The organism is Streptomyces luteolifulvus (assembly GCF_008806595.1).
Taxonomy (GTDB): Bacteria; Actinomycetota; Actinomycetes; order Streptomycetales; family Streptomycetaceae; genus Streptomyces; species Streptomyces luteolifulvus.
The window spans coordinates 258,874-275,222 of the sequence record NZ_VZRB01000008.1 but is presented as its reverse complement, the minus strand read 5'-3'; the positions used below and the strand labels follow the sequence as shown (position 1 = coordinate 275,222).

Below are 16,349 nucleotides of genomic sequence, written 5' to 3'. Positions count from 1 at the left end.
GCTGGTACCCGCACACCAACCAGGTCGGCCAGACCGGCAAGTCCGTCTCCCCGCAGCTGTACATCGCCTCCGGCATCTCCGGCGCGATCCAGCACCGGGCCGGCATGCAGACCTCCAAGACCATCGTGGCCATCAACAAGGACCCCGAGGCCCCGATCTTCGACCTGGTCGACTACGGCATCGTCGGCGACCTCTTCGACGTCGTCCCCCAGCTCACCCAGGAGATCAACACCCGCAAGGGCTGACCACCCCACCGCAGTCCCAGGCCCCGTGACCGCACCAACGGTCACGGGGCCTCTGCCTCACCAAGTCAGCGAGGAGGGAGCCGACGCGCGACGCGGAACCCCACGTCGTCCACCCGGAAGGTGGGGTGACTGCGGCGTCGTACCGAGGCGTCCCACCACGAGACGCCCTCCACGGGCAGCCGCTCTCCCTGGGCGGTGCTCGGGCGGCGACCGGTGACCTGCGCGTACAGCTCCTGGGTGACCGGGTGCGCGGCCAGTGTGCAGGGCGCGAGCTCGACGTCCCAGCTGCGCTGTGTCCGCCGGTCCGACAGCGTGACCCGGCCCGGCAGGACGGCGATCATCGTGAGCTCGGCATGCGCATCCATGCACGGATGATCTCACTCTGCGCATCTGCGCGCGGCGAGCAGCGGCCCGCCCGCAACCGTCACGGGGACGGGCTGACGCACCCGCGTCACGCCGGCCGCCCGCATGGTGTGATGGCCCGGTGAGCCGTGCCGCAGAAGAGACCAACCGCCGCATGCTGCGGGCCCGGGACGCGATGGACCGCGCCTATGCGCAGCCGCTGGACGTCGCGGACCTGGCCCGGATCGCCCATGTCTCCCCGGCGCACTTCACACGCACCTTCCGGGCCACGTTCGGCGAGACACCGCACCGCTATCTGCAGCGCCGCCGGGTCGAGCGTGCGATGTCCCTGCTGCGGGAGACCGACCGCAGTGTGACGGACATCTGCTTCGAGGTCGGCTTCGGCAGCCCCGCGACCTTCAGCCGCACGTTCCGCGACATCGTCGGCCGGTCGCCGAGGACGTACCGCAAGGAGGCCGAGCGGACCGAGGCCGCGGGTGTGCCGACGTGTTTCGCGATGGCGTGGATGCGGCCGCGCTCCTGACAGGCCGCGCTGCCGGTGTCCGTGGACGGAGCAGTTTTGGACAAGTTTTCGCGCGGCCCGCTCGGTAGCGTGAGACACATGTTCACCGCGATCACGCACTCCCAGATTTACGTCCTCGACCAGGACGAAGCCCTCGACTTCTACGTCGGCAAGCTCGGCCTGGAGGTCCACACCGACGCCGACCTGGGCTTCATGCGCTGGCTGACCGTCAACGTCCCCGGTCACCCGGAGCGGCAGATCCTGCTGGAGAAGCCCGGACCTCCCGCGCTGTCCGAGGAGACGGCGCAGCAGGTCCGCGAGCTGCTGACCAAGGGCGCGACGGGCGGCCATCTGATCTTCAGCACGGACGACTGCCGCAAGACGTACGAGGCCCTGCTGGGCCGGGGCGTCGAGTTCACCGAGGAACCCACCGAACGCCCGTACGGAATCGACTGCGGCTTGCGCGACCCCTTCGGCAACAGCATCCGGTTCACCCAGCCGAAGGCCTGACACGCGACGACCGATCGCCCTCTCCACCTGGCGCCTCTGCGGTGATCCGCAGGGGCGCCGCCTTGTTTCTGGCGCTATAACAGGAGCGCCGTACCGGGGCAAAGACCACTCAAACAGGACACATAAAAACTTGGTTCATTCGTTCTCTTGAATCATTCGTGTTTATGAGGGTAGGTTCGGCTGCATGACCGCATCCCCGCCTCCGACCATCGCCGAGGAGCTGCGCGGTGCCGGCCTGCGGGTGACGGCCGCCCGTGTCGCGCTGCTCGAAACCGTCCGGGCCGGCGACCATCTCGGCGTCGAGGCCATCGCCGCCGGAGTGCGTGACCGCGTGGGCCATATCTCCGTCCAAGCCGTGTACGAGGCCCTGCACGCCCTCACCACGGCAGGACTCGTGCGCCGTATCGAACCGCCCGGCAGCCCGGCCCGGTTCGAGGGCCGCGTCGGGGACAACCACCACCACCTCGTGTGCCGGTCATGCGGTTCCGTCGCCGACGTCGACTGCGCGGTCGGCCATGCGCCCTGTCTGACCGCGTCCGACGACCGCGGTTTCGCGGTCGACGAGGCGGAGGTCATCTACTGGGGCCTGTGCCCCGACTGTTCCACCGGCCGCACATCAGCCCCGTAGATCCACCCAGTCTTCAGCACCGTGATCCCCCCAGTTCGAAAGGACTTCCATGCCTGAGAACCACGACGCCATCGTCACCGACCCGAAGCCGGAGGAGGCGGGCGGCTGCCCGGTGGCGCACGGACGCGCCGCGCACCCGACCCAGGGCGGCGGCAACCGCCAGTGGTGGCCGGAGCGGCTGAACCTGAAGATCCTTGCCAAGAACCCCGCCGTGGCGAACCCGCTCGGCGAGGAGTTCGACTACGCCGAGGCGTTCCAGAGCCTCGACCTCCCGGCCGTGAAGCGTGACATCGCCGAGGTGCTGACGGACTCGAAGGACTGGTGGCCGGCCGACTTCGGCAACTACGGCCCGTTCATGATCCGCATGGCCTGGCACAGCGCGGGCACCTACCGCATCAGCGACGGCCGCGGCGGCGCCGGCGCCGGCCAGCAGCGCTTCGCCCCGCTCAACAGCTGGCCGGACAACGGCAACCTCGACAAGGCCCGCCGTCTGCTGTGGCCGGTCAAGAAGAAGTACGGCAAGAGCCTGTCCTGGGCCGACCTGATGGTCCTCGCCGGCAATGTCGCCCTGGAGTCCATGGGCTTCAAGACCTTCGGTTTCGGCGGCGGCCGCGCGGACGTGTGGGAGTCGGAGGAGGACGTCTACTGGGGTCCCGAGACCACCTGGCTCGACGACCAGCGCTACTCCGGCGACCGCGAGCTGGAGAACCCGCTCGGCGCCGTCCAGATGGGCCTCATCTACGTCAACCCCGAGGGCCCGAACGGCAACCCGGACCCGATCGCCGCGGCCCGCGACATCCGTGAGACGTTCCGCCGCATGGCGATGAACGACGAGGAGACCGTGGCCCTCATCGCCGGTGGCCACACCTTCGGCAAGACCCACGGCGCGGGCCCGGCGGACCACGTCGGCGCCGACCCCGAGGCCGCCCCGATCGAGGCGCAGGGCTTCGGCTGGGCGAGCACGTACGGCAGCGGCAAGGGCGGCGACGCGATCACCAGTGGCCTGGAGGTCACCTGGACCAGCACGCCCACGCAGTGGAGCAATGGCTTCTTCAAGAACCTCTTCGAGTACGAGTACGAGCTGGAGCAGAGCCCGGCCGGCGCCCACCAGTGGGTCGCCAAGGACGGCACCGGCGCGGGCACCATCCCGGACGCCCACGACCCGTCGAAGAGCCACGCCCCGCGGATGCTGACGACGGACCTCTCGCTCCGGTTCGACCCGATCTACGGGCCGATCTCGCGCCGCTTCTACGAGAACCCCGAGGACTTCGCGGACGCCTTCGCGCGCGCCTGGTACAAGCTGACCCACCGTGACATGGGCCCGAAGTCGCTGTACCTCGGCTCCGACGTCCCGGCACAGACCCTGCTGTGGCAGGACCCGCTGCCGGAGGCCGAGGGCGAGCCGATCGACGCCGCCGATGTCGCGGCGCTCAAGGCCGAGCTGCTCGCCTCGGGTCTGACGGTGTCCCAGCTCGTCTCCACCGCGTGGGCGTCGGCCTCGACCTTCCGCACCAGCGACAAGCGCGGTGGCGCCAACGGCGCCCGTGTCCGCCTGCAGCCGCAGGCCGGCTGGGAGGTCAACGAACCCGACCGGCTGGCGCAGGTGCTGCGGGTCCTGGAGGGCATCCAGTCGGACTTCAACTCCGGCGCCAAGAAGGTCTCCCTGGCCGACCTGATCGTGCTCGGCGGTGCCGCCGGTGTGGAGAAGGCCGCCAAGGACGCCGGCTACGACGTGGAGGTGCCCTTCGCCCCGGGCCGCGTCGACGCGACGGACGAGCACACCGACGCGGAGTCCTTCGCCGCGCTGGAGCCCACCGCCGACGGCTTCCGCAACTACCTCGGCAAGGGCAACCGCCTGCCGGCCGAGTACCTGCTGCTCGACAGGGCGAACCTGCTGGGTCTGAGCGCGCCCGAGCTGACCGTCCTCGTCGGTGGTCTGCGCGTCCTGGGCGCCAACCACCAGCAGACCTCGCACGGCGTCCTCACCGACAAGCCGGGCACGCTGACCAACGACTTCTTCGTCAACCTGCTCGACCTGGGTACGACGTGGAAGGCCGTCTCGGAGGACCAGACCACGTTCGAGGGCCGCGACGACGCCACCGGCGAGGTGAAGTGGACCGGCACGCGCGCCGACCTCGTCTTCGGCTCGAACTCCGAACTGCGTGCGCTCGCTGAGGTCTACGCGAGCGACGACGCGAAGGAGAAGTTCGTGCACGACTTCGTCGCCGCGTGGGTCAAGGTGTCGAACCTGGACCGGTTCGACCTGGCCTGATCCCGGCCTGATCCGGAAGTGCGTCCAGGCCGGCCCGTGGGGGCGGGCCTGGACGCACTTGTGTCTCTACGACCCGCTCGGCGCCGGTGTCGGTCCCGAGCCGCGCAGTTGCTGGACGGTCCCGCCGAGCCTGGCCCGCAACTGGCCCAGCATCTCCGGCTTGGCGCTGACCACCCAGCGCGTGCCGACCAGATACGTGCCCCCGTACATGCTGGCGGCATCCAGCCAGCTCTGCTTGAACTTCTCGTGGGGGAAGGTGGTGATGACGTAGTCCGCCTTCTCGGTGTGGCACAAACCCTCGCGCAACTCGTCCGCCTCCACCCGGATCTCGGCCTTGCAGCCGGCCAGGCCGGCGATCACCTCGATCTTCGCCGGGGCCACGACACCGGCCGCCGGGGCGTTGGACACCTTCACGGGCTTGCCGTTCGCCGGCGCACCGTCCTCACCGCCGCCGCAGGCCGAGACCAGCGGAATCAGGGCGAGACTTCCGGCGAGCGCGACGCCGCGCATCAGACGGGCGGTGGGCTGGGACACGTACCTCTCCCTGTCGTGACGACTACGACCCGGGATACGGGCGGACGGCGGGGAGTGTTCAGACCTGGCGAAGAACCCCCCGCACGAGCCTCACACGGACTGCACACAGTCTTGAGAAAGCCTCGTTAGCGTGGCAGCCGCTCGCTCCCACGTCAGGAAGACCGCATGGACTACTGCTCCTCGTGCCGCCGGCACCTCAATGGCGCTCTGGTGTGCCCCGGATGCGGTGCCTGGGCCCCGGACATCGCTCCGGCCGCCGCCGACGGCCGCGTCGCACCGGCGCCGGTCACCATGGCGACGACGGGCCCGGCGGTTTCCTGGGAGGTGTCCGCCTCGGACATGGCTTCAGGGGAGGCATCCCCCTCGGCCCAGGAGACCGATCCCGCCGACGATCTCCCGGACCTTCCGCCCGCGCCGCACGGACGGGCGGCACGCCGTCGCCGGCAGGCCCGCCTGAGGAAGAACCAGCGCCGGGCCGTGGTCGCGACCGCGGTCGCACTCGTCGGTGGCGGCCTGACCGTGTCCGCGATGGACCGGCAGGGCGGCGACCGCGCCCAGGCCGCCACGGCACCGGAGGCCGCGGGCACAGGTTCGGGCGCCGAGGAGGAACAGCCGGAGCGGCATACGCGCCCGACCTCGGCGCGTCCCGGCAGCGGAGCATCCTCCCCCACGCCCTCCGTGAAGGCGACCGCGCCCGACCGACCGCGCCGGCAGGACGCCGCACCGCTCATGACGGCGCCGTCGAGCGCTCGGCCGGACGCCGCGGTCCCGTCCCGTACGACCGCTGGGTCGGCCGCTCAGCAGCCGGCCGCCTCACCGGCCTCCGGCGAGGCGGCCTCGGACGGCACCGGTACGGCGGCGACGCCCGCGCCGACCGCCACCAGCGGCACGGACACGGGACAGTCCCCGGCGAGCCCCGCACCGGCCTCGGCGTCGCCGTCCGAGGTCTGCCTGCTCGTGCTGTGCCTCGGCTGAGTTGCCGTACCTGCTGCTGAACAGGTTCCGCCCACCGAGTTGAGGCAACTGCCTTACTGCGTGCCCAGGATGAGGCGCAGGGTGTCGGTGAGCACCGCGGTGGGAACGGCCGGGTCCGCGACCCGCTGGATGCCGAGGCCGATGCCCAGGCTCAGCAGGGCCATGGCGGCCTTGTCGGCCGGCAGGGCGAGACCCGCGCCCAGTTCCTTGGCCAGCGCTTCGAGGAGCTGAGCCAGCGCATCGCGGACGGCTTCGACGCGCGCGGTGACCTCGCGCCGCAGCTCGTCGTCATGGCGGGCCCTCGTCAGGAACTCGACCTCCAGCGTGGTCCAGGCCTCCTCGCCGATGTGGGTCTCACCCCAGGAGGCGAAGGCCGCGAGGCGTTCGTCGATCCGGTCGGCCCGCATGACGGCATCCGTGAGCAGGGCCAGCTGTTCGGCGCGGATGTCGTCGAGGACGGCGAGGCAGAGGCGGTCCTTGTTGCGGAAGTTCGAGTACACCGCGCCCTTGGAGTAGCCGGCCGTCTCCGCCACGTCACTGAGCGAGGTGGCGGCGTAGCCCTTGCGCAGGAACAGCTCCCGCGCGGTGGCGACGAGCCGCTCGCGCGTGCGTTCCTGACTCTCGACGCGGCTGAGGCGGGCCATGTCTCGTTCCTCTTCCGTCCGTGCGCGGCTTCCGGCGAAGCTCATGAGCTCTCGGATCCTAACTCCGGCGTGGACTGTTCAGGGCCTTCAGATACCGCTAGTATCCCGATCTCGTCGGTATCTCGAATGGGCGGAGAGTTCAGTGACCATGACCGGCACGACGACAGCCCCGTCCCGCGGACTGGTGCTGGGCTGCGGCGGAACCCTCGGTGCCGCCTGGACGATCGGCGCCCTTCACTCCCTGTGGCAGGCGCTGCGCTGGGACCCTCGCGGCGCCGAGGTCCTGGTGGGCACCTCGGCCGGGGCGGAGGTGGCGGCCATGCTGGGCAGCGGCATCGGCGTGGACGAACTGCTCGCAGCTCAGCTCGCCCACGGCAACGCCCGGCCGGAACTGCTGAGTCACTTCGAGGCGCCGCCCCGGGGAATCCCGCCCCGCCCCGCGGCCCTTCTGGGATCACCGCGGCTCGCCCTGCGGGCGCTGGGCGGCTCCGCACCCGCGCTGACCGGGCTGTCCGGCCTCCTGCCGCGGGGACGGGGCGATGCCGGCCGGCTGGTGGTCCTCGCCGACCTGCTGGCACCTGACGGGCAGTGGGTTCGGCATCCGGCGACCTGGCTGGTGGCGACCGACTTCGACACGGGCCGCCGTACGGTCTTCGGACAACCCGGCGCTCCCCGGGCCGCGTTGCGTGACGCGCTGCGCGCCTCCTGGGCTGTCCCCGGCTGGTTCCCGCCGGTACGCATCGCCGGACGGCGCTATACGGACGGCGGCATCAGCTCCCCGACCTCGGCCGATGTGCTCGTGCCTCGCCGGCTCGACGAGGTGTACGTCCTCGCGCCCATGAGCTCGCTCTCGCCGGGCCGGCGCCGGGGACTCGGCCGGGCCGAGGCGGTGCTGCGCCGCATCATGACCCGCACCCTGGATGCCGAATGTGCGGCACTGCGCGCGGCGGGCACCCGCGTCGTCCGCATCGAGCCCACCGCCGAGGATCTGCGCGTGATGGGCGGCAACTTCATGAACCCCCGCCGCCGGCTGACGGTCCTGGAGACGTCCCTGCGCACCACGCGTGCCCTCATGCGCGACCTCCTGCGGGAGCCCGCCGGGCGCCGCAGGCCCGAGCCCCGGACAGGAGCCTGACATGACGCGCACCGATGGTCCGACGGTCACCGCCACGCGGGAGACGCACGACGCCGAGGTGCTGATCATCGGCAGCGGACTCTCCGGCATCGGAGCGGCCGTCAAGCTGCGCGAGGCCGGTGTGGACGATGTCGTCCTCATCGAGAAGGCGGACGAACTGGGCGGCACCTGGCGGGACAACACCTATCCGGGCTGCGCCTGCGACGTGCCCTCCGCCCTGTACTCCTACTCGTTCGCGCCGAACCCCGAGTGGACGCGCGCCTTCGCCGGCCAGCCCGAGATCCGCGCCTACCTCCACCGGACCGCGGCCGCCCACGGGATCACATCGCTCATCCGCTTCGGCACCGAAGCCGTCCGTGCGCAATGGCACCCCGAGGACGCCCGCTGGCACATCGAGACCAACCGCGACCGCTACACGGCCCGCATCCTGATCGCGGCGGCGGGCCCCTGGCACGATCCGCTGGTCCCCGACATCCCGGGACTGGCCGAGTTCCCCGGTGAGGTCTTCCATTCCTCACGCTGGCGCCACGACCACGACCTGACGGGCGCGCGGGTCGCCGTGGTCGGCAGCGGTGCGTCGGCCGTGCAGTTCGTGCCCGCCATCCAGCCGCAGGTCGCCCGGCTGCATCTGTTCCAGCGCACCGCCCAGTGGGTGCTGCCCAAGCCCGACCACTCCGTGCCGCGCGCCGAACGATGGCTCATGCGGCGCGCCCCGGGAGCCCAACGCGCCCTGCGCACCGCGGAATACGCGGCGATGGAAGCGCTCGGAGTCGGCTTCCGTCACCCCTCCCTGCTGCGCGCGGTCCAGAAGGTGGGCACGCTCCATCTCAGGGCCACGGTGAAGGACCCCGGGCTCCGCCGGGCGCTGACCCCCGACTACACGCTGGGCTGCAAGCGTCTGCTGATGTCGAACTCGTACTACCCCGCGCTGACCCGGCCCAACGTCGCCGTCCACGCCACCGCGGTCAGGGCCGTGGAGGGCAGCCGGGTCGTCGGCGCGGACGGCAGCGCCGCGGAGGCGGACACCATCATCCTGGGCACCGGCTTCCACATTCTCGACATGCCCATCGCCCGCCGTGTGTTCGACGCCAGCGGGGCGAGCCTCGACGACCACTGGAAGGGCAGTCCGGACGCCTACCTGGGAACCGCGGTCAGTGGCTTCCCCAATGCGTTCGTCCTGCTCGGACCGCACCTCGGCACGGGGCACTCGTCGGCGTTCATGGTCCTCGAAGCACAACTGGAGTACGTGGCGGGTGCGGTACGCCACTTCCGGAAGGCCGGCTGGACCAGCCTGGACGTACGCCCCGAAGTCCAGGCCGCGTTCAACGCGGAGGTCCAGCAGGCGCTGCCGTCCACCGTCTACAACGCGGGCGGATGCTCCAGTTACTACCTCGACAGCAACGGCCTCAACAGCTTCAGCTGGCCCTGGTCGACGGGACGGATGCGCCGGCGTCTGGCCCGGTTCGACCCCGAGGCCTATACGTCCACGTCGTCTGCCGTACGGGATCGCGGGTATACGGACGGTTAGGACCCCATCCTGGAGGAGGTGACGGGGATGCTGTTCATCGGACTGCTCCTCCTCGCGGCCACCGGCGCCTTCACCGGCCTGCTGATCGCCGGCAACCTGTCCGGCGGCCCCGAGTACACGGTGTCGCTGCTCGACAACGACATCGCGACCATGAACACGCTCGCCGTGTTCAGCTCCGGCCTGGCCCTCGCGCTCATCTTCTGCCTCGGCCTGGCCACGGCGGTGAGGGGGGCGACCCACCATCGCCGCAGGAACCACCGAAGGGACGAAGCGGACGACGCGACCACCCCGCTGGACGAGATCATGGGGCCGGGCCACCGGGCCTGACCGGGGCGCGGCGCGTCAGGCGCACACTGGAAGGGCACAGGGCCCGGTCAAGCCATGCTGCCCGGAGGAGTCATGGCCGTACCATTCGCGCGCCGACGTCGCTGTCACTCCCTTCCCGTCGGTCTCCCCCGCACGGATCAGGTGCGGGCGCTGCTCGCGGTGCTGGACGAGGCGGTGACCGCCCTGCGGTTCGCCGACGAGGCGGTGGCGGCCTGCGGCGCTCCGGGCAAGGTGTCCGGGCAGGCCGCCGAGCGGTGCGGACGCGCTGGCTCGACCTTCCACCGGCTCCAGGCACGGCTCGGGGGCCTGCCGCTCACCGAAGCCGACCTGGTGGAGGCCCAGGCGTACGCCGGCCGGCTGCTGGCCTACGACCAGTGGATGGTGCGCCAGTCGCTGGACCTGGCCTTCTCCCTGCACCCGGGCGCGAGTACCGAGGCGGCCCGCCTCCAGATCAACGGACTGGGGCGGCCCGCGGACGATCTGCGACGCCTGCGTGACGCCCTGCGGCAGACCGGATCCGGCCCGGTCCCGGGATCATGACCGGTCTGCGAGGATGTCGCGGGCTCGGCGGGCCGCGTCGCGGTTCCAGCGGCGCTGGTCCTCCAGCTTCGCCCGGTTCGAGGCGATGAGCTTGTTCTGGATGCGTACGTCGACGGCGTGCACGGTGCGGACATAGCCGGTCCGCCGCTTGCAGCGGGCGTCGGCGGTCGCGGTCTTCTTCTCGGCGGCGGACGGCTGGTTGAGGTCGTACTCCGGATCCGTCAGGTTTTCTTCGAGCTCCTCGCGATCACGGTCGGGGTCGCTCGCGGCGTCCGTGGGCGTGGCGTACCGGTGGCCGGCTCTCCGCATGCAGGCCGACCACGCCCTGTCCGCCTTCTTCCAGGCGCGATCCCGCTTGCCCTGCTCAAGGCTCTCGGCCCCCAGGTCCAGGACAGGATCCTTCCGGTCCTGGGGAACGGTCCCGTGGATCGCCCGGTCCGCCTCACCGAGACAGCCGCGCTTCGGGACGAGGTGGCCGTGGACGCTCTTCGGATCGTCCCCGACGAACTCGCCGGTGAGCGCGAGATATTCGGGAAGGGTCCACTTCTTCTCCCGGTAGTGGCGCTCGTAGTCGACCCGCGCCGCCTGATAGCCGTACCGCGCGGCCTGCTCGGGGTCCTGGACGCCGTAGCGGAAGTCGTCGGAGGCGTAGACGACGAGCGACACCACGCCCGTGCCGGCGGGGCGCCGGGGCCAGCCGGGCAAGGGGTCGATGTCGAGGTCCCGCAGACGGTCGAACCCTAGGCGGACCATGCACTCCTTGGCCAGCGTCCACCGGGCCGTGCCGACGACACGGACGTCGTCCTCGGGCATGTCGTACTCGGCCAGCGGCAGACGGCCGCGGTCGCCCGGCGATGCGGGGCCGGCCTGCCGGTCACACGCCGCGAGGGCGAGCGCCGAGGTGAGGACCAGTAAGAGGGCGGCTGCTCTGCGCATCGGTCCAGCCCATCAGGATCCAGCCCTGCCGCCTGTGGTGGAGGCCATAGTTCCGGGTCACGGCCGTATCACAGGTCTCCGCGCCCCTCAGGCCCGCTCGACCACCACACTCAACGGTGCCCGGAAGGACAGCAGTCCGAGCATCGGTGGTTCCTCCAGGCTGGGCGCAAGGCGTGCATCCGGCAGGCGCAGGGCGGCCGTGCGCAGTGCGATGGCCGCCTCCGTGCGAGCCAGGGACGCGCCCGGGCAGCGGTGGCGGCCGACGCCGAAGGACAGGTGGTGGCGGATGTTCTCCCGGTGCGGGCACATCCGCTCCGGGGAGGGAAAGACCTCGGGGTCGGATCCACTGCCCATGAGCATCAGCAGCAACTGGGCGCCCGCAGGCAACTGCACTCCCCCGAGTTCCACCGGTTGCGCGGTGATCCGCCGCCAGGAGGTCACCGACGGCTCCCTTCGCAGCACCTCCTCCACCCAGCCCTCGGCCAGGCCCGGCTCGTGCGCCGGACGCGGCCACAGGCCGGGCTCGGTGAGCGCCCGCCGCAGCACCGTGGAGATGAGCTGCCCGGTCGTGGACTGTCCGGCCACGAAGACGAAGAAGCAGGCGCCGACCGCGGTCGCCGGGTCGAGCGGCTCGCCGTCGGGCAGCCGGTGACCGGCGAGCGCTGCGATGAAGGAACCCGGTGCGGCCGTGGTGCCATGCACGGTCTCGGTCAGCCACTGGTTGAACTCTCCCACCAGCCGGGCGAGTTCGAGTTGCCGCTCCAGATGCGGCGCGCCCCAGAACAGCTCCAGTGCGGCGTCGCTCCAGCGGATGAGGGTGGCCGGCTCGACTCCCCGGATGCCCAGCAGTTCCATCAGCACCCTGCACGGGAGGACCTGGCCGAAGGAGGAGAAGAGATCGCAGCTGCCGACGGCGTCGATCTCCTGCCGCGCCGCGTCGAGCAGTTGCGCGGCGACGCGCTCGATGACCGGGACGGCCGCGGCCACCCGCTCGGCGTTGAAGAACCGGGTGACCACGCGGCGCAGCCCCGGGTGGCTGGCGGTGCCGTTGTTGGCGAGCGCGGGCGCGAGGCTGAAGCCGGCCCTGGCGAGCACCCGCAGCACGGCGATGGGCAGCGGCGTCACGGCGTTCTGGGCGTTGTCCGGGCGGAACACGTCCGGATCGAGGAGCACCCGGCGCACATCCCGGTGACGGCTCACCAGCCAGAGCCCGGTGTTCGGATCGTGGTGCACGGGAGAGTCCGAACGGAGCGCGTCGAGCCAGGGGTGGGGGTCGCGCACGAACCCGTCGCCGAAGAGATTCAGCAGGTCAGGTGCGGGTGCGTGCAGAGCCGGGGAAGTCACGGCTCTGGACGCTAACACGCGGATGACCATGCCTCGCCGGTCTGTGCGCGGGATCACGGGACGATCGGCACCGGACACCGTGGCGGCTACTCTTCGCCGGTGACCAGCGCTTCGGTGAGCCGTCGACGACTGCTGAAGGCCTCCGTCGGGGTGGCCGCGGCGCCGGTACTGGCTGCCTGCGGGCAGGACGCGGAGCCTGTACGGCGGCTGCGGTTCGCGACGGGCCGGAGGGAGGGCCGTACAACGCCTTCGGCAAGGCCCTGGCGACGGAGGTCGCGGGGAGCGGGCGCCGGCTGGAGATAGCTCCGGCCAGTGTGGACAATCTGCGCAAGCTGGCGGGCGGTTCGGTGGAGCTGGCGCTGACCATGGCGGACGCGGCGCAGGACGCGGTGCTGGGGCGGGAGCCGTTCGCCCGCCGGGCCGCGGCGACGGCGCTCGCCCGGGGGTACGTCAACTACACGCACCTGGTCGTACGGGCGGACGGGCCGGTGCGCTCGCTGGACGATCTCGCCGGGCGGCCGGTGGCCGCGGGGGCGTCGGTGCGCATCCGGTCGGCGAGATCGGCGAACCGTACCGCCTCGGAGCGCCGCTGGAGCAGCAGGTGTTCGCTGCGTCCGTCGGCGTAGGAGCCGGCCAGCGGCAGGGAGAGCAGCAGCGTCGCGGCGCCCATGAGCACCATGAGGACGGCGAGCAGTCTGCGTCTCATCGCTCGCTGCCCGGCCGCGGGGAGCCCAGTTGATAGCCGAAGCCGCGGACGGTACGGACCAGGTCGGCCCGGCCGGTCTTGGCGCGGATGCCGGCCACATGGACGTCCAGGGAGCGGGAGGCGGCGAGGAAGGCGTCGCCCCAGATCCGGTCCAGGATCTCCTCGCGGGAGTGCACCTGGTCGGGGCGGGCGGCCAGGAAGGCGAGGACGTCGAACTCGCGCCGGGTGAGCCGTACATCGGTGCCGTCGACCCTGACCGCGCGGCCCGCGATGTCGATCTCCACGTCGCCGGCGCGCACGGGAGGCCCTTCGCCGTGCGCGTGCGACGACGGCGCCCCGGTCCGGCGGCGCACGGTGTCGATGCGGGCCATGAGCTCGTTCATGCGGAACGGCTTGACCACGTAGTCGTCGGCACCGGCCCGCAGCCCCTGCACGATGTCGCGCTCCTCGCAGCGGGCGGTGACCACGATCAGCGGCGCGTCACAGACGGTCCGCAGGCGCCGCAGCAGTTCGAGTCCGTCGAGGTCCGGCAGACCGAGGTCGAGCAGCACGAACTGCGCCTCGCGGACGTACCGCAGGGCGTCCATGGCCCGGCCGACTCTGCGCACGGTGTGCCCGCGCTGGGCGAGGGCGGTACCGAGGGCCAGGGACATACGGTCGTCGTCCTCGACGAGAAGCGCGTGCATGGGTGTCCTTGTGCCGCTGTGACCTGGGGAGCAGCTTACGGAAAGCGGCTCGCCCGGGTCATCGGCGTCTCACAGCGGTTCAGCGGAGGGCTTCGACAGGAGCGGCCGCCGTGGACGGGTCACGGCCGGCGGCCGCCTCGGCCTCGGCGCGGCTGAGGGCGGCATTGCGGGTGTCGGGCATGAGGACGTACGTGACCAGGGAGATCATCGCGCACCCGGACACGTACCAGAAGAACATGGTCTCGTGACCGCTGTTCTTGAACCACAGCGCCACGTATTCCGCCGTACCCCCGAAGAGGGCGTTGGCGATCGCGTACGGCACGGCCACCCCGAGGGCGCGCACGCGGGTGGGGAAGAGTTCCGCCTTCACGGCCGCGTTGATCGAGGTGTAGCCGGTGATGATCACCAGGGCGAGCAGGGAGAGTCCGAGCGCGGACCAGTAGGAGGACGCCGAGCCCAGTGCGGTCATGATCGGATACGTGCCGACGGTGCAGCCGACCGCGAACGTGATCAGCAGGGGACGGCGGCCGATCCGGTCGGACAGCATCCCGGCGAAGGGCTGGAGCACGGCGAAGACGGTCAGCGCGGTGAAACTCACCAGGGTGGCCGTGGTCTTGGCCATGCCCGCGCTGCCGATCAGGTACTTGGTGAGGTAGGTCGTGTACGTGTAGTAGGCCACCGTGCCGCCGAGGGTGAGCGCCATGACCAGGCCCGCCTGGCGGCGGTGCTGCCACAGCGCCTTCGTCGTGCCGCGCGAGTCGGCCTCACGGCCGCCCTCGCCGGTCTCCTCGGTGAAGGCGTCGGTCTCCGTCAGCCGACGCCGCAGCCAGAACACCACCAGCGCGAACAGCGCGCCCAGCACGAACGGGATACGCCAGCCCCAGCTCTCCAACTGGGCGGTGGTCAGCGTGTGCTGCATCGTGATGAGGATGCCCAGGCCGAGGATCTGGCCACAGGTCATCGACACGTACTGGAAGGAGGAGCCGAGGCCGCGCCGGTTGCGGGCGGATGCCTCGGTCAGATACGTGGCACTGGCGGCGTACTCGCCGCCGATGCTCATGCCCTGCAGCAGTCGCGCCAGCAGCAGCACCACGGCGCCGAGGTAGCCGGCCCGGTCGTAGGTGGGCGCGAGGGCGATCAGCAGGGCGGCCACCGACATCATGGTGACGGTGAGGGTGAGCGCGCTCTTGCGTCCGTGCCGGTCCGCGGCGCGGCCGAGCACCCAGCCGCCGACCGGGCGCATCAGAAAGCCGACCGCGAAGATTCCGGCGGTGTTCATCAGCTGGGTGGTCGGGTTGTCGCCGGGGAAGAACGAGTCGGCGAAGTAGATCGCGAAGCTCGCGTAGACGAACCAGTCGTACCACTCGACGAGGTTGCCCAGGGACCCGCCGACCAGGGCGAGGCGGCGTTTCGCACGCAGGTCTTCCGGGGGTGTTCCGGGCAGGACGGCAGCGGATGACATGGCGGCTCCAGTGGGAAGTCGTCCCTGGCGGGGAACGGGGAGATGCCCCGATACGGGGGTGCGCATGAGCATGCGGGCGGCCCCCGAACCCGTACAAGATCCGTCGCCGAGATCTAACGTCCCGCTAAGAAAGAGGCCAGGACCAGCCGGGCCGGCAGGCGGGTGGGGTCGGGGGCGACGGCGGCGTCAGGCGCGGCGGCCGATGGCGACGAAGTGGGCGGCGAAGAAGCGCAGCCCGCTCGCGGCGTGCTCGGTCCGCTTGAAGGCGTCGTCCCAGCGGGCGAGGTCGTCCGGTGTGGCAAGGCCCTCGGCGAGCAGGGTGTCCCGGGCGGCCCAGGCCGGACCGCGCATGCCGGGCGGGGGCGTGATGACGTTGATGTGGCCCTCGAAGGCGACGATCTCCAGGCCGGCCGCGGTCAGCAGTTCGTCGAGGCGGGTGCCTACGGTCAGGTCGTTGCCCCGGCGCCGGTGCATTTCGCGGTACCGCTCGTCCAACTCGTCGAACTCGGGCGGGGCTCCCCGCAGACGGAAGGAACTCGCGTCGATGTCGGCGAGGAACACCGTGCCGCCGCCGGGCCTGGCCAGCGTGGCCAGGTGGTCGACGATCGTCTGCTCCCGGCCGCCGTTGTGGGCCAGGACATGCCTGAGCATCACCAGGTCGAAGGTGCCGGCGGCCAGCCCGGTGGCATCGGCGGATCCGATGGCGGTGTGCACCGGTACGCCGGCCCGTGCGGCGAGCTCCGAGGCGACGGCCAGCGCGTCGGCGTCCCGGTCGATCGCCCATACGGCACCGTCCGGGGCGGCCTTGCCCGCGAGCCGCACCGCGATCGCGCCGGGTCCGCATCCCACGTCGGCGATCCGCGCGCCGGGCACCGCTCCGGCGGTCGTCCACAGATCGCGTTCCCTGTGCTCGGCGGCAGCCGCCATGAGCCGGTAGCGCTCGATCTCCGAGTCACTGAGGGCCAGTGAATAATCGGCCACTTCGGTCTCCCTCTCACGAGTTGCGCAACTG

At 71.3% G+C, this 16,349-nt stretch carries 18 protein-coding genes and 1 pseudogene; 11 read left to right on the top strand and 8 right to left on the bottom strand.

The features are described 5' to 3' along the window. A partial coding sequence (locus F7R91_RS15155) for an electron transfer flavoprotein subunit alpha/FixB family protein (RefSeq protein WP_150948790.1) occupies positions 1 to 245 on the top strand: 245 nt, incomplete at its 5' end. A gap of 146 nt (positions 246 to 391) precedes the next feature. Here the strand turns inward: F7R91_RS15155 and F7R91_RS15150 are convergent. Further along, positions 392 to 610: pseudogene (locus tag F7R91_RS15150) on the bottom strand (formylglycine-generating enzyme family protein); the annotation flags it as partial. Positions 611 to 729: 119 nt separating this feature from the next. On the opposite strand from F7R91_RS15150, the gene F7R91_RS15145 reads away from it, so the two are divergent. From F7R91_RS15145 to katG, 4 genes are all read left to right on the top strand, one after another. Beyond that, positions 730 to 1,131, top strand: coding sequence for a helix-turn-helix domain-containing protein (locus F7R91_RS15145; protein WP_191971494.1), 402 nt, complete (start codon positions 730 to 732; stop codon positions 1,129 to 1,131). 78 nt (positions 1,132 to 1,209) lie between these two features. Continuing rightward, positions 1,210 to 1,620, top strand: coding sequence for a VOC family protein (locus tag F7R91_RS15140; RefSeq protein WP_150948783.1), 411 nt, complete (start codon positions 1,210 to 1,212; stop codon positions 1,618 to 1,620). A gap of 184 nt (positions 1,621 to 1,804) precedes the next feature. Further along, entirely contained in the window at positions 1,805 to 2,248 is a 444-nt protein-coding gene (locus F7R91_RS15135; RefSeq protein WP_150948780.1) for a Fur family transcriptional regulator, read from the top strand. Between the two features lie 49 nt (positions 2,249 to 2,297). Further along, positions 2,298 to 4,520, top strand: coding sequence for a catalase/peroxidase HPI (katG, locus tag F7R91_RS15130; RefSeq protein WP_150948777.1), 2,223 nt, complete (start codon positions 2,298 to 2,300; stop codon positions 4,518 to 4,520). Positions 4,521 to 4,586: 66 nt separating this feature from the next. Here the strand turns inward: katG and F7R91_RS15125 are convergent, their stop codons facing one another. Next, a complete protein-coding gene (locus tag F7R91_RS15125) occupies positions 4,587 to 5,030 on the bottom strand; it encodes a hypothetical protein (protein WP_150948853.1) in 444 nt (147 codons plus the stop codon). A gap of 189 nt (positions 5,031 to 5,219) precedes the next feature. On the opposite strand from F7R91_RS15125, the gene F7R91_RS42040 reads away from it, so the two are divergent. Then, entirely contained in the window at positions 5,220 to 6,029 is an 810-nt protein-coding gene (locus tag F7R91_RS42040; RefSeq protein ID WP_191971493.1) for an SCO2400 family protein, read from the top strand. A gap of 53 nt (positions 6,030 to 6,082) precedes the next feature. Here the strand turns inward: F7R91_RS42040 and F7R91_RS15110 are convergent, their stop codons facing one another. Then, positions 6,083 to 6,673 (bottom strand): TetR/AcrR family transcriptional regulator, encoded by a 591-nt coding sequence (locus F7R91_RS15110; RefSeq protein WP_150948769.1) that lies wholly within the window; start codon positions 6,671 to 6,673, stop codon positions 6,083 to 6,085. Between the two features lie 148 nt (positions 6,674 to 6,821). On the opposite strand from F7R91_RS15110, the gene F7R91_RS15105 reads away from it, so the two are divergent. The 4 genes from F7R91_RS15105 (at position 6,822) to F7R91_RS15090 (ending at position 10,203) form a co-directional block, all read left to right on the top strand. Beyond that, entirely contained in the window at positions 6,822 to 7,808 is a 987-nt protein-coding gene (locus F7R91_RS15105; RefSeq protein ID WP_150948766.1) for a patatin-like phospholipase family protein, read from the top strand. 1 nt (position 7,809) lies between these two features. After that, positions 7,810 to 9,336, top strand: a complete 1,527-nt coding sequence (locus tag F7R91_RS15100; protein ID WP_150948763.1) for a flavin-containing monooxygenase — start codon at positions 7,810 to 7,812, stop codon at positions 9,334 to 9,336. A gap of 27 nt (positions 9,337 to 9,363) precedes the next feature. Then, positions 9,364 to 9,663, top strand: coding sequence for a hypothetical protein (locus tag F7R91_RS15095; protein WP_150948850.1), 300 nt, complete (start codon positions 9,364 to 9,366; stop codon positions 9,661 to 9,663). A 72-nt stretch (positions 9,664 to 9,735) separates the two neighbouring features. Next, complete coding sequence (locus F7R91_RS15090; RefSeq protein ID WP_225320657.1) at positions 9,736 to 10,203, top strand: hypothetical protein; 468 nt, start codon at positions 9,736 to 9,738, stop codon at positions 10,201 to 10,203. Here the strand turns inward: F7R91_RS15090 and F7R91_RS15085 are convergent. Continuing rightward, positions 10,198 to 11,139: a hypothetical protein gene (locus F7R91_RS15085; protein ID WP_150948761.1), complete on the bottom strand. Its 942-nt coding sequence runs from the start codon at positions 11,137 to 11,139 to the stop codon at positions 10,198 to 10,200. The genes F7R91_RS15090 and F7R91_RS15085 overlap by 6 nt on opposite strands. A gap of 87 nt (positions 11,140 to 11,226) precedes the next feature. Further along, complete coding sequence (locus F7R91_RS15080) at positions 11,227 to 12,483, bottom strand: cytochrome P450 (RefSeq protein ID WP_225320656.1); 1,257 nt, start codon at positions 12,481 to 12,483, stop codon at positions 11,227 to 11,229. Positions 12,484 to 12,524: 41 nt separating this feature from the next. Between F7R91_RS15080 and F7R91_RS44045 the strand changes: the two genes are divergently transcribed. Continuing rightward, entirely contained in the window at positions 12,525 to 13,109 is a 585-nt protein-coding gene (locus tag F7R91_RS44045) for a TAXI family TRAP transporter solute-binding subunit (RefSeq protein WP_331000561.1), read from the top strand. 76 nt (positions 13,110 to 13,185) lie between these two features. Here the strand turns inward: F7R91_RS44045 and F7R91_RS15070 are convergent, their stop codons facing one another. From F7R91_RS15070 to F7R91_RS15060, 3 genes are all read right to left on the bottom strand, one after another. Further along, positions 13,186 to 13,875 carry a response regulator transcription factor gene (locus tag F7R91_RS15070; protein ID WP_150948755.1) on the bottom strand — a complete coding sequence of 230 codons (690 nt, stop codon included), beginning with the start codon at positions 13,873 to 13,875 and terminating at the stop codon, positions 13,186 to 13,188. A gap of 79 nt (positions 13,876 to 13,954) precedes the next feature. Next, positions 13,955 to 15,337 carry an MFS transporter gene (locus F7R91_RS15065; RefSeq protein WP_191971492.1) on the bottom strand — a complete coding sequence of 461 codons (1,383 nt, stop codon included), beginning with the start codon at positions 15,335 to 15,337 and terminating at the stop codon, positions 13,955 to 13,957. A 186-nt stretch (positions 15,338 to 15,523) separates the two neighbouring features. After that, positions 15,524 to 16,318: a class I SAM-dependent methyltransferase gene (locus F7R91_RS15060; protein ID WP_150948753.1), complete on the bottom strand. Its 795-nt coding sequence runs from the start codon at positions 16,316 to 16,318 to the stop codon at positions 15,524 to 15,526. Positions 16,319 to 16,349 lie beyond the last annotated feature (31 nt).